The sequence below is a fragment of the uncultured Erythrobacter sp. genome, assembly GCF_947502395.1.
In the GTDB taxonomy this organism is placed as follows: domain Bacteria; phylum Pseudomonadota; class Alphaproteobacteria; order Sphingomonadales; family Sphingomonadaceae; genus Erythrobacter.
Window position 1 is genome coordinate 960754 of sequence record NZ_CANMZM010000002.1, and the last position, 13259, is coordinate 974012.

General features: G+C 57.7%; 11 protein-coding genes and 1 tRNA gene. 10 read left to right on the plus strand and 2 right to left on the minus strand.

Annotated elements, in window-relative coordinates:
* Positions 1 to 60 precede the first annotated feature (60 nt).
* The 8 genes from Q0778_RS10980 (at position 61) to Q0778_RS11015 (ending at position 8332) form a co-directional block, all read left to right on the plus strand.
* Positions 61 to 1317 carry an aspartate kinase gene (locus Q0778_RS10980; protein ID WP_298305693.1) on the plus strand — a complete coding sequence of 419 codons (1257 nt, stop codon included), beginning with the start codon at positions 61 to 63 and terminating at the stop codon, positions 1315 to 1317.
* Between the two features lie 129 nt (positions 1318 to 1446).
* Entirely contained in the window at positions 1447 to 2136 is a 690-nt protein-coding gene (locus tag Q0778_RS10985) for a helix-turn-helix domain-containing protein (protein ID WP_298305690.1), read from the plus strand.
* A 243-nt stretch (positions 2137 to 2379) separates the two neighbouring features.
* The gene (locus Q0778_RS10990) at positions 2380 to 3396 is read left to right on the plus strand and encodes a GGDEF domain-containing protein (protein ID WP_298335997.1); all 1017 of its coding nucleotides are present in this window, start codon (positions 2380 to 2382) and stop codon (positions 3394 to 3396) included.
* 67 nt (positions 3397 to 3463) lie between these two features.
* A complete protein-coding gene (purT, locus tag Q0778_RS10995; protein WP_298335999.1) occupies positions 3464 to 4642 on the plus strand; it encodes a formate-dependent phosphoribosylglycinamide formyltransferase in 1179 nt (392 codons plus the stop codon).
* Between the two features lie 50 nt (positions 4643 to 4692).
* The gene (locus Q0778_RS11000) at positions 4693 to 5703 is read left to right on the plus strand and encodes a nitronate monooxygenase (RefSeq protein ID WP_298305681.1); all 1011 of its coding nucleotides are present in this window, start codon (positions 4693 to 4695) and stop codon (positions 5701 to 5703) included.
* Positions 5704 to 5712: 9 nt separating this feature from the next.
* Complete coding sequence (locus Q0778_RS11005; RefSeq protein WP_298336001.1) at positions 5713 to 6513, plus strand: SDR family NAD(P)-dependent oxidoreductase; 801 nt, start codon at positions 5713 to 5715, stop codon at positions 6511 to 6513.
* A 10-nt stretch (positions 6514 to 6523) separates the two neighbouring features.
* Entirely contained in the window at positions 6524 to 7378 is an 855-nt protein-coding gene (gene purU / locus Q0778_RS11010; RefSeq protein ID WP_298336003.1) for a formyltetrahydrofolate deformylase, read from the plus strand.
* A gap of 105 nt (positions 7379 to 7483) precedes the next feature.
* On the plus strand, positions 7484 to 8332 hold the full coding sequence (locus tag Q0778_RS11015; RefSeq protein WP_298336005.1) for a hypothetical protein: 849 nt from the start codon (positions 7484 to 7486) through the stop codon (positions 8330 to 8332).
* Between the two features lie 235 nt (positions 8333 to 8567).
* Here Q0778_RS11015 and Q0778_RS11020 read toward each other — a convergent pair whose 3' ends face one another.
* Positions 8568 to 10748, minus strand: coding sequence for a PQQ-dependent dehydrogenase, methanol/ethanol family (locus tag Q0778_RS11020; protein WP_298336007.1), 2181 nt, complete (start codon positions 10746 to 10748; stop codon positions 8568 to 8570).
* A gap of 129 nt (positions 10749 to 10877) precedes the next feature.
* Here Q0778_RS11020 and Q0778_RS11025 point away from each other — a divergent pair, with 129 nt between their 5' ends.
* Positions 10878 to 11762 carry a dienelactone hydrolase family protein gene (locus tag Q0778_RS11025; protein ID WP_298336009.1) on the plus strand — a complete coding sequence of 295 codons (885 nt, stop codon included), beginning with the start codon at positions 10878 to 10880 and terminating at the stop codon, positions 11760 to 11762.
* Positions 11763 to 11936: 174 nt separating this feature from the next.
* Here the strand turns inward: Q0778_RS11025 and Q0778_RS11030 are convergent, their stop codons facing one another.
* Entirely contained in the window at positions 11937 to 12917 is a 981-nt protein-coding gene (locus tag Q0778_RS11030) for a complex I NDUFA9 subunit family protein (RefSeq protein ID WP_298336011.1), read from the minus strand.
* A gap of 184 nt (positions 12918 to 13101) precedes the next feature.
* Between Q0778_RS11030 and Q0778_RS11035 the strand changes: the two genes are divergently transcribed.
* Positions 13102 to 13188 (plus strand) — tRNA-Leu (locus Q0778_RS11035).
* Positions 13189 to 13259 lie beyond the last annotated feature (71 nt).

A 13259-nucleotide genomic window follows, 5' to 3' on the forward strand; every position in this document is an offset into this window, starting at 1 on the left:
CAGCGACACGTAACCAGCAGGAGCTTTTCGGTCTTGTCCGACACAAAGCAGAGAGTTGTCATGAAATTTGGCGGTACCTCGATGGCGGGGACCGAGCGGATTCGCCGCGTCGCTAACATCGTGCGTGCGCAAGCCGCCGACAATGCCGAAGTCGCTGTCGTAGTCAGTGCGATGGCGGGTGAGACGGATCGCCTCATAAACTTTTGCCGCGAAGCGAATGCGCTTTACGATCCCGCAGAATATGACGTGGTCGTCTCCAGCGGAGAGCAGGTCACCAGCGGTCTTCTCGCCCTGACCCTGCAATCGCTTGGGTGCAAAGCGCGCAGCTGGCTTGGTTGGCAGATGCCGGTGAAGACGGCTGAGGCGCATGCCAAGGCCCGCATAACCACCATCGATGCGCCCGAGATGATTGCGAGTATCGAATCTGGGGAGATTGCGGTGTGTCCGGGCTTTCAAGGCATGTCAGATGAGGGGCGCATAACAACGCTTGGCCGCGGTGGCTCCGACACTTCAGCGGTGGCGGTGGCTGCGGCGGTGAACGCGGATCGCTGCGATATTTATACCGATGTCGACGGGGTCTACACCACTGACCCACGCATTGTGGCAAAAGCGCGCAAGCTCAAAGCCGTCACCTATGAAGAGATGCTTGAACTTGCGAGCGTCGGCGCGAAGGTTCTGCAAACCCGCTCTGTTGGCCTCGCGATGAAGGCAGGAGTGCGCATTCAGGTGCTTTCCAGCTTTGTGGGTGACGACGCAGTGCCCGCCGACGAACTGCCTGGCACATTGATCGTGTCGGATGAAGAAATGGAACAAATGGTCGAAAGGGGCGAAATGGAACGCCAACTTGTAACCGGGATCGCTCACGACAAAAACGAAGCCAAGGTGACGCTGACCCGCGTGCCGGATAAGCCGGGTGCGGTGGCGGACATCTTTGCGCCACTGGCTGAGGCCAGCATCAATGTCGACATGATCATTCAGAACGTCGGCCGCGACAAGGGTGAAACCGACGTGACCTTCACCGTGCCCGGTGCTGACCTGGCACGGACGCAGGCGCTTCTGGACGATCGGCGCGAAGGCATCGGCTTCAACCGCATCATCACCGACAGCAAGGTCGCCAAGATTTCTGTCGTAGGCGTCGGCATGAAGAGTCACGCAGGTGTCGCCAGCACGATGTTCAGTGCGCTGTCGGACCGCGGTATCAATATTCAGGCGATCTCGACTTCAGAGATCAAGGTCAGCGTCTTAATTGATGAGGATGAGACGGAGCTCGCGGTAAGAGTGCTTCACACCGCTTACGGGCTTGATGCAGAGGAATAAGCTTCAGACGACTTACTGCGGGCAACGGTTCACCGCGTGTTAGTGCATTTGGTCGCTATTAACCAAGCTTGCTAAGTCCGTCTTAACGTTTTTGGCCGGAATTGAGGGCTCTTACCAAGGAGCCCTGTCATGGCGCTGAAAGCTTACCTCGAGCAGACCGAACTCACTAACGGCATAACAGTCGATGGCAGGCGTCATCCGCGCCGGGCCCTGAAGCTCCAGACGAGCGGGGTATCGTCTGGGGGTATGCCGACTAATGTGACGATCCATAATCTGTCCGCCGTTGGTCTTTTGATTGAAACCGATCTGGAACTGGTACCCGGCGAGCGCTTGGCGATTGGTCTGCCTGATGTGGGGCCAGTTGGCGCTGAGATCGTCTGGGTGAGCGAGCGACTTTACGGCTGTGCCTTCGAGCAAGCTTTGGGCGAAGCAGAGCTCGCGGCGAGTGAACTTCGGTCGGTACCTTCGCGCGCGCTCCCGGAGAAAAAGGCGACACCATCATTCGGCAGTCCCTCATCAGGCGGTCAGCTTGGCACTCAGCTCAACCGATTGCGCCGAGAACGCTCCTTGACGCTTGAGCAGGTTGCCAATGCGCTTGGCGTTAGCAAACCCACGGTCTGGGCGTGGGAGAAAGGCAAGGCGCGTCCCTTGCCCGAACGCATTGGCCCCATCGCAGAGGTTCTTGGCGTCTCCGAGACCGAGCTCATGGGAGCACTGGATGAGCCAGCAAATGACGGCCTGATTGAGGAATGCCGCGTACGTATCGCTTCGGAATATGGAATCAGCCCAGAATATGTTCGTATCATGATCGAAGTTTAAGGCCCCTCCCGAGTCGCCGAGGCTTCCTGTCAAAGTCTACAAAAACCGATTTTATGGTAAACATGGCTAATGCTGATTCGTTATTTAGTTCAGTTACTTAACGAAGGCTAACAGGGGCAGGGCAAAAGTGGCGGGAGATAGGCAATTCTCCTGAAACTTCGCGATAAATAGTAAGTTTACGCGGGCCTTTCTCTTTGGCGGATCTGCAGTGGGTTGTTGCTGAATTGCCGGGGGCCAAAAGGAATGTTTACAAAAGTTGACAAAGCGGGCGCGAACCCGCTGCGCGATGTAAAGAATGGGTCGGCACGTGAGATTTTCGTGCAATTGGATCAAGCGGGTTTTGTCGTAAATGCATCGCAAAATGCGGAGCATTTGGGAGTTGATCTGCAATCATTATTGCTGATGCCACATATCGCTGATTTCGCCTTGGGCGATCACCAGCGGCAGGTGACGCAGTACTTCCAAAAAGTCATGGCTGGGGAGGCGTGCGAGTGCAAACTCGAGTTTCCGGTTAAAATGATTGGTCGTCCAAATGAGGTCGAGTTAGTTGATCCCGATAACGCGGAAAAACAGCAGGGTCATGATCAGCATTGGTATTCATTGACGCTCAGGCGTTTGGACTGCGATGCAGAGCATGCTGTTGGCGCCCTGGGTGCCTTGCAATCGGTTCAGCACAAATATGTGACACCCCAGCTGACGCACAAGGGTGCGATCAATGACCCCTTCACCGGGCTTGCAGACCGTCGCTCGTTCGTCGGCAGTCTGACCAGCAGTATCGCGATGAACGAAACCGTCAGCACCGCAATCTTGGCTATTGATGGCATGCGCGCGATCTTCATGCAGTATGGGCAGGGCACTGCTGATGAAATTCGCTGGGGCTTTGCCCGTTTCCTCGAGACTATGGTGGAGCCTCATCACAGCCTTGCGCAAATCGACGATGAGCGATTTGGCGTGATTCTTCCCGGCATGCGGCCGAAAGAAGCGCGAGCTTGGGCGGTTGACACGCTTCAGGTGTTTAGTCGGCTCGCGATGCCCGCTACCGGGAGCGAGCCAGAACTGAGCGCAAGCGCCGGGATCGCTCGGGCAGATTTGAGCGCAGAGTGGACAATCCGCCAGGCCGAATTGGGCCTTGTGATGGCCCGCTCGGCTGGGGGTACGCAGGCCGCGATCTGTCAGCCGCATTCCTGTCTCTCAAACGGGCGCACGGTTGAGCGCGCAATGGAGAGCGTGGTCGAGCGTTCGGCCAAGAGAATGCCCTAACCAACTCCACTACCGGATCGCGCTCTCTGGGCTTGGAGGGGCTCGAGCACTGCGCTACGGCGGGCGTATGTCTTTTACAGCCACTATCCTCCTCCTCGGTTCTGGCGAACTGGGCCGCGAGTTCACCATTTCAGCCAAGCGTCTGGGCGCGCGGGTTATTGCTTGCGATGCCTATGAGAACGCCCCCGCCATGCAAGTTGCCGACGCATGCGAAGTCTTCTCCATGTTGGACGGATCCGCCTTGCGCGCAGCAGCAGAAAAGCACCGCCCTGACCTGATCGTTCCAGAAATCGAAGCGATCCGGACCGAAGTCCTAGGCGAACTTGAAGGCGAAGGTTTCAATATCGTCCCGTCTGCCCGCGCGGCACAGCTGACGATGAACCGCGATGCCATCCGCGATCTGGCAGCCGGGGACTTGGGCCTCACCACATCGCGCTATCGCTACGCCACCAGCCTTGAAGAGGTGCACGCGGCAGCGGAGCACTCGGGTTTTCCTTGCGTCATCAAGCCTGTGATGTCGTCGTCTGGCAAAGGTCAGAGCAAGGTCGACAGCGCCGCGGCCCTTGAAGAGGCGTGGGATTATGCCTGTGCCAATATGCGCGGTGATCGCGCACGGGTGATCGTCGAGGAGTTCATAGCCTTCGATTATGAGATCACGCTTCTGACCGTGCGACATGCGGGCGGGATCAGCTTTTGTCCGCCTATTGGTCACCGCCAGGAACGCGGCGATTATCAGGAAAGCTGGCAGCCCACTGCCATGTCACCAGGTGCGATTGCCAAGGCGCAAGAGATGGCGATCAAGGTGGTCGAAGCTCTGCAAGGTGATGGCCGTGGCTGGGGCCTATTTGGCGTTGAGTTCTTTGTTCGCGATGATGAGGTGATCTTTTCAGAGCTCTCCCCGCGTCCACATGACACCGGCATGGTGACGCTTGCGAGCCAAGACCTGACCGAATTCGACCTGCACGCCCGTGCGATCCTCGGACTGCCTGTCCCCAGCGCAATCGAAGCCAATCCCGCCGCCTCTGCCGTCATCCTCGCAGAGCGCGAGAGCGGAGACTTTGCCTTCGAGGGTGTCGACGCGGCTCTCGGCACCCATGACAGCGCCGATGTCCGCATCTTCGGCAAGACTACAACGCGCCCCTATCGCCGCATGGCAGTTGCACTTGCCAGGGGCAGGGACACCGATGAAGCCCGCATTTTGGCTGCCACTACGGCAAGCAAAGTTCGTATCGTGCACCATGACTGATGTTTGGCGCGATTGATCTTTTGCAGCCGCCCCCCTAATCGAACCTTCGTATGACCAGTTATCCAAAAACCAGCGCGATGATGCAGCGCGGAACCGATTTTCTTGGCTGTGAAACCGCGATCCTTTGCGGTGCGATGAGCTGGGTGTCTGAGCGCAATCTTGTTTCTGCCATCTCCAATGCAGGCGGTTTTGGTGTGATTGCGTGCGGTGCGATGACGCCCGAGCTACTCGATGCTGAAATCGCCGCAACCAAACAGCTGACCGATAAGCCTTTTGGTGTGAACCTCATCACCATGCACCCGCAGCTTTTTGATCTCATTGAAGTTTGCAAGAGATACGCAGTCAGCCATGTCGTACTGGCTGGCGGGATTCCGCCAAAGGGCAGCGTTGAGGCGATTAAGGCATTTGGTGGCAAGGTTATCGTGTTTGCGCCAACGCTCGCGCTAGCCAAGAAGCTCCTTCGCTCTGGCGGCGATGCTCTTGTGATCGAAGGGATGGAAGCGGGTGGCCATATCGGCCCGGTTGCAACCAGCGTGCTGGCTCAGGAATTCCTTCCCGCTCTTTCTCAAGACCATGTAGTGTTCGTCGCAGGTGGCATTGGCCGGGGCGAGGCAATTGCGAGCTATCTCGAAATGGGCGCATGCGGCGTGCAGCTGGGTACGCGCTTCGCTTGCGCGGCAGAGAGCATTGCGCACCCTGATTTCAAAAAAGCCTTCTATCGCGCCAAGGCTCGAGATGCGGAAGCGAGCGTCCAGGTCGATGCGCGCTTGCCGGTGATCCCGGTGCGTGCGCTTAAGAATAAGGGCACCGAAGAATTCACCAAGAAGCAAATTGAAGTCGCCGGTATGCTCGACCGTGAAGAGGTCGATATGGGCGAAGCGCAGCTCGAAATCGAACACTTCTGGGCCGGAGCGCTCCGCCGGGCAGTCATCGAAGGCGACGTCGAAAACGGATCGCTTATGGCGGGCCAATCGGTCGGAATGGTCACCAAGGAAGAGCCGGTGATGGACATCATTACGCAGCTAATGGAGCAAAGCGAAGCGGCGCTGTCAGGGAGGTAAGCCCACCAAATGAGTGATAACCAACCACAAGACTTCCCGCTTCCCAACGCGTCGACCGACCTTTCGGGAAGCGTGGCCGTGGTCACGGGCGCCTCGTCCGGCTTCGGTAAGCGATTTGCCCGTGTTTTGGCGAGCCAAGGGGCAAAAGTCGCTCTGTGCGCGCGGCGGGTGGATCGATTGGAAGCGCTTGCTGAAGAGATCAATGCGAATGGCGGCAAAGCGATTGCCATCCCGATGGATGCCACCGATGCCGATGCTCTGGTGAATGCGGTCGAGGCGGCTGAGAAGAAACTCGGCCTCGTCGATATCCTTATCAATAATGCTGGCATTCCCGATGCGCAACGCGCGCATAAGATGGAGCTTGAGCTTATCGACCGCGTGCTAGGCGTGAACTTGCGCGCGCCGTGGATCCTGTCTTGCGAAGTTGCGCGCAGGCTCTTGGCCGCGAAGAAGCCAGGGCGGATCGTCAATATCTCTTCGACCGCGCATTACCGTTATGATGGCGGTGGGGCAGCGCTGTATGCCACCACCAAGACCGCGCTTGCCCGTATGACCGAAACGCTCAGTGTTGAGTGGGCCTATGCCAATATCAACGTCAATGCGATTTGCCCCGGCATGTTCGTTACCGAGATGACGGACGGCATGTTTGAACGCATCGGCGACCCACGTCCGATGCTTGCTCGCAAACGCGTGCCAGTGCCCGCCGAGCTGGATTCAACCTTGCTCTATTTGGTGGGGCCGGCGAGCGAATGTGTGACTGGTGCCGTGATCAAAGTTGATGATGGCCAATCTGCGCGCATGAGAATGTGAAAAGACCAGCATGAGTGACCCCCTAGTTCTGACGCTCGATTGCGCGGACCAGACCGGTATAACCGCTAAAGTGACCGCGTTTCTGTTTGAGCGCGGGTGCAACATTCTCGACGCGCAGCAATTTCGCGATGAGACCAGTGATCGCTTCTTCATGCGGGTTGCATTTGATCCCACCGGTACGACCGCCGATCAACTTCGCGCGAGCTTTACCAAGCTGGCGAGCGAATACGCGATGGAATGGAAGATCGTCTCGCAAGACCGTCCGCGCCGGGTGATCATTATGATCTCAAAGGGCGACCATTGCTTAGTGGACCTGCTCTATCGTTACCGCGTAGGTGAGCTGAATATTGAGCCGGTTGCGGTTGTTTCCAACCATCCGCGCGACGTTGCGATCCGGACCGATATTGGCGACATCCCATTCTACCATGTCCCGGTGACGAAAGAGACGAAGCCTCAGGCTGAGGCGCGGGTCCGCGCGATCGCTGAAGAAGCCCAGGCCGAACTGGTGGTGCTCGCTCGCTACATGCAAATCTTCTCCGATGAGCAGAGCGCGCATTTCGCTGGCCGCTGTATCAACATCCACCACTCTTTCTTGCCGGGCTTTAAAGGCGCAAGACCCTATCACCAGGCTCACGAGCGCGGGGTCAAGATCATCGGAGCAACCGCGCATTTTGTAACCGCGGACCTCGATGAAGGGCCAATCATCCACCAAGATGTGGAGCGTATCACCCATGCCGACGAACCTGCTGATCTGGTCCGCAAGGGCCGCGATATCGAACGCCGTGTGCTTGCCGAAGCCGTGCGGCTTTTTGCAGGCGAACGTGTCCTGATGAATGGCAATCGGACGGTTGTCTTTAGGGGCTAGTGTTTGGTAAGGCCATGAAATGTATGGCGCGGTTATCAATGAATACCGGCAGGCGATTGGTAATACCCAGTTATTCAATGGTCGGGATTTCAGAGAATACATCTCATGGAGAGGGTAATCTCGAGAGAGGCGATCCTAATTTCCGGCCCGTGGCGGCCGGGCGATAATCGCCCCATTGCGTTTCTTGCGGCGCTCTTCGTTACGTTTTTTCTGTTCAGCTGGATTCTGTTACTCAATTTCTCTGCCTCACCTTCGGTGGAACTTGAAGATGGATTGATGATGGTTGAAGTTGAGCTGCAAAGCCCGCAGCATGATTCTGAACAAGCGGAACCCAGAAAAGACGACCAGTCGGCAGGCATTGAGGCTGTTGTAACGGCGTCAGCAGCCCCTTTGCCTCCCGCGCCATTGCCGCCAACTCGGCCAATCAATCCGTCGCCGCCGCTGGTTTTCAATCCGTCTGAGCCACTCACTGATTTACCCCCTTTAGACGTGGGGCCGGTCGATATTGGCCGTGGCATAACGAATGCACCCAGTGACAACCGAGATGGCGGTGCCAATCGGCAGGCAGGCACAGGGGGAGGAACTGGCGGTCGTTTTGGCGGAAGCGGCAATGGGGATGATGTGCGCCTTGACCTCACGGCGCGTTGGGCGCCTTCGATGAACAAGATCCCATTTCCTGCAGAATATCCGAGGGCTGCACGCTCAAAGGGCATTCAAGGCTTTGCGCACCTCAAATGCTTTGCCGTCCGGCGTAACCGGGTGAGAAAATGCTCAATCTTGCAAGAGAGCCCTCCAGGCTACGGTTTTGGGCGTGCGGCGCTTAGGGCCCAAGACAAGTATCGTGTTATCGTGGAGGACCTTGAGGGAAACCTAGTCCGCAATGAGTGGATCATCATCACGGTCGAGTTTCAACCGGAGCGAGGGCGCGTTGGGGCTCAGGCACTGACTTCTTGAATGTGTTGTCTATCGTACCCCTATTCGCCCAAGCCAGCCGTCTTCGCGAACAGTGTGGCGAGGCCCCTCAATCCCGAGCCAAGGATCGAGCGAGAGGCGAAAGGAGATTTGAGTGCCATGATCTTCATCGGTGCGATCCTCATCGACTGAGCAAGGGAGATGTTGCTGTATTGGTGATATAATACAGCAAGTCAATATTTGGATTAATTACCTCTCTAACGACATGCGCAACAGATCAACGCCGCGCCACTTGTTCAGCGCTTGCCGCTTCCAGCGCTTTGTCCTCGTTGGCGCGCTGGATCACGTAAGCGCGGATCGCCTCGATCTCGTCCTTGGACATCGAGGCTGCAAAGCTCGCCATACCGTTATCGGCAAGGAGCCCATCGTGAACAACCGCTTGCCAGCTTGTTGCATTGCCCAACGTACCTGAACGCCGCAAGTCCGGTAGCGTGGTTGAGCCCACAGCTGCGGGCGCATGACAGACAGCGCAATAGCGGGCGTAGTTCACCTTGCCCAAGGCAATTGTCTCAGCGCTCGCGCGTGATGGTGGCGGATCGAGTGGGATTTCGGCAAGGGTCAGCACGTCAGGCAGGACGGCCTCGCCACCGATCTTGAACACAAGCAACCGGGAAATGTTTCGTACCGGCCCCTGATCATTGATCATATGGCCATCCGCAGTGATTGCATAGGCGCCGCCCCATCCGGCCAGAACAGCGACATATTGTTCGCCGCTCACCGTGTAGGTGATGGGGGGAGCCACAATGCCCGTCTGTGCAGCGAAGCTCCAAAGCTTCTCACCCGTGCCCGAGTTGTAGGCCGCAAACTCGCTGGAGGAGTTACCTTGGAACACAAGACCGCCGCCGGTCGCAAGCAGTCCGCCGTTCCACGGCCCCGGAAACTCGACCGTCCAGCGTGCTTCTTGTGCCACGGGATCCCAAGCCGTCAGCTTGCCTTTGACAGTGCCATAAAGGCCTTTGCGAATGCCAAGGTCAGGCGGCAAATCACCAGCGCCCAAGTCAAAGCCCACGTTAAACCCGCGCGCCCGGTCCGGCTTCCAATCCGCTTCTGGTGCGTAGACGGTCGCCGCTTCGAAAGCGGGGATATAAACAAGCCCTTCGCCCGGATGAAATGCCATCGGGTGCCAATTGTGGCCCCCAAGCGGCCCCGGCATCACTATCGCGGCCTCCCCGGTTTTGTCGATGCGCGTTTCGGGGTTGAAGATTGGACGACCATTTTCGTCGATCCCCTCCGCCCAGTTTTGCGGAATGTATTCTTCAGCGGAAATGAACTCGCCAGTCGCGCGGTCGATCACGTAGAAGAACCCATTCTTGGGAGCCTGCATCAGAACCTGACGCTCCTCACCCTCGATCTCCATATCAGCAAGGATGATGTGCTGCGTCGCGGTGTAGTCCCACGTTTCGCCCGGCGTGGTCTGATAGTGCCAGACATATTCGCCCGTATCAGGTCGGATCGCTACGATGCTGGAAAGATAAAGGTTGTCGCCTTCGCCGGTCCCGTCTTCACCGGGGGAACGGTAGGCGCGGTTCCATGGGCTCCCATTGCCAACGCCGAAATAGAGGAGGTTGAGATCGGGGTCATAGGCCATGGAATCCCAAACGGTTCCCCCGCCGCCAATGGCGTCTGATCCGGCGAGCGCTTCCATATTCCACGTCTCTGCCGCTGCTTTCAGGTGGCCGGGCGCATCATCACCCTCGGTGCCATCGGGCACGGTGTAGAAGCGCCACAGCTCGCTGCCGTCATCCACATCATAGGCCGCGATATATCCGCGCACGCCAAACTCGGCGCCGCCATTTCCGATGATGACTTTGCCATCAATGATGCGCGGCGCGCCGGTGATCGAATAGGCCATGTCCTGATCAACGGTCACGACCTCCCAATTCACCTCGCCCGTGTCGCGGTCAAGTGAGATCAGGCGACCATCAAGCGAGCCTAGGAAAAGGTCATTGCCCCATGCAGCTAAGCCTCGGTTGACGACATCGCAGCACACTTTGACTCCGGTTTCGCCGGGAACTTGTGGATCATAATCCCACAGGGGCTCGCCTGTGGTCGCATCAAAGGCCTTCACCTTCGACCATGCGGTGGTGAGGTACATCTTGCCATCGATGACAAGGGGTGTGGCTTCCTGCCCGCGCGCAGTGTCCATATCGGCAAACCATGCAAGGCCAAGCTCGCCAACGTTGCCTGCATTGATCTTCTCTAGCGGAGAGAAGCGCTGCTCATCATAGGTCCGGCCATGGGTGATCCAATCGGCGTTGTCCCCGTCGCCGTCACTCCCTGCACCCAGGAGCATTTCTGCCGTAATGCCGCCCTCACTGTTTCCGGCCATCTCTTCGCATGATGCCAAACCCAATGCGCCCAACGCCAATACGGGCGCTGCCCAAAACAGCTTTTTCATTTGTCTCTCTCCCCAGGGTGCAGTGAAGCCCCCTCTCGCAGCGCAACCTGCCTTGCAAATTGCCGCTTGTCCATGGCGGGACCTTGGGCCTATCAAACCGCGAGATCAGGGTTTTGAGGATGAGACACGATGTGTGATGAAGCCAAACTAAAAGAGTGGGCACGCGGGCAGATTAGTCGCCGCGATTTGGGCGTTCTTGCTGGCGCTGCTGCGGTCACGGCATGCGCTCCCGAGGCTGTGACGGCCAGCGGGGAAGAAGGCGAGGAGGTTGTGCCCCTTACCCAGACCGATGTGACATTCGAAACGGCCGATGGCGTGGTGGATGCTATTTTTGTGCATCCAACAGACGGCAAGCATCCGGCGGTCATTTTCTGGCCGGATATCGCTTCAATCCGCGCCGCGAAGATCGATATGGTGCGCCGCCTCGCGGGTGAGGGCTATGCGGTGCTCATGCTCAATCCATACTATCGCGATGTCGCGGGCCAGCAATTTGAAGACTTTGCTGATTTCTTCGGCAATGAGGGATTCCCGAAAGTCGCTCCTTGGCGCGAAAAGCTCGATGCCGATTCCATCGGGCGGGATGCGGGCGCAGCCGTGGTGTGGCTCGATGCGCAAGCGGCCGTCGACACCAGCAAAGGTATCGGCACCCAGGGCTATTGCATGGGTGGTCCATTCACCGTTTGGAGCGCAGCTGCGGTTCCCACACGGATCAAGGCTGCAGCCAGTTTCCATGGTGGAGGGCTTGTGCGCGATGATTATGCAAAGAGCCCACACAAAGTGCTCGGCGCGAGCCAGGCAGGCTTTCTGATCGCAGTCGCGCAAGATGATGATGCCGCCGCGCCAACGCATAAGGACGAATTCGTGGCCGCCGCTGAAGCGGCTGGTCGTCCTGCCACGGTCACGGTTTATGAAGGCGATCACGGTTGGACCGTGCCTGATAGCCCCGTCTACGCCGAAGCAGCTGCTGAGCAGGCTTATACTGATCTGCTGACGCTTTACTCAGCGAACCTCTAGGCGCGTTTTCCTACTTGTTCCGCGCAGTGTATCGCGGTGAGTATGCAGCCACTCGAATACCTCTCTCGCCCGCGCTTTCTACGATCGCGACTTGCGAGAGAGGTTTTTTACCCTTGGACAGTGTCTCAAGTGTCTCAAACTCTTTTTGATGCCGCGAGGCGTGGCGCAGAATTCTCAGGCGCTCTGCTTGCGTTTTTTGCTTCTTTCATTGGAAAGGCCAAAACGACCAAATCTGCGATAGCGGGTCATCCATTTGTCGAGGAAGAGCCCAAGTGGACGCGCTTCGATACCGAGATCAGCAAGGGTGTTGGCATCCTCGCTGACCACGCTTCCTGCCTTGAGCAAGGTCCATTGATCGCGGCTCATCGGGGTGAGGGGCATGGCGGCAAACAGTCCGCTCAACCCATCGGGCATGGCGATAAATTTGGACTCGCGCCCGGCGGCGGCGGCAATGCGCGTGTTGATATCCATCATGGTGAGCACTTCGGGCCCGCCAAGTTCGAATATCTTACCGCCGTGTTTGGCAGGATCCTCGAGCGCCACTGCAATCGCCTCGGCAACATCGTCCACATAGACAAGTTGGAGCTGTGCATCGGGGCCAAAGACTGGGAGGACCGGTGCCATCTCAATCAGGCCGCCAAACATGTTGAGGAAGTTGTCGTCCTTGCCAAACACGATGGACGGGCGAAGCACGGTCGCGTTCTTAAAGCCTTCCAGAACAAGACGCTCGCCCAAGCCTTTGCCCTTGGCATAGGTGGTAGGCGAGTCCTCGTCGCCCCCAATCGCGCTGACATGGACGAAGCCTTTGACGTTGTTCGACTTGGCTTGTGCTGCGATCTGACCCGGCGCTTCGCCCATCAGTTTGCTGAGGTCACCAGCAAAAGCGCCGACAAGGTTCACGACATAATCGGCACCGCTTAAAGCCTTGGTGATATGTTCAGGATTGGTGATGTCGCATCGTGCAAATTGGAGCTGACCCAGATTGGCGAGTGGCTTCAAGGGCCAGCTTTTCTCTGGATGGCGGCTCGCAACCCGCACGCGCGCGCCCCGCGCAAGCAGAGCCTGAACGACATAGTTCCCGATAAAGCCTCCACCGCCGAAGACAGTAACGAGGGCATTGGACAGCACTTTGGACTGGGTGGAAGGGTTGGACATGGCTCGAATATCCCGTGGAGCTGATCGGTTTGCAAGGAGCAAACTCGCTGCTCCCATGCTCCAATGCGATGGCGAGAGCAAGAGGCGAGATTTACGCATAAGGTTTGCGTTGACAGCACAGCGCACCGCCCGCTATTTGCGCGCCCCTACCCGGAAGGCCCCTTGGCGGCTTTTCCGATTGTGTGCCCAGATGGCGGAATTGGTAGACGCACCGTCTTCAGGTGGCGGCGCTCGCAAGGGCGTGGAGGTTCGAGTCCTCTTCTGGGCACCATTTGTTCTTCCCTTGTTCTCTCAGACAATCTATAAAAACCGCAGAAATCCAAGGGGTTTGGCCCTTGGATC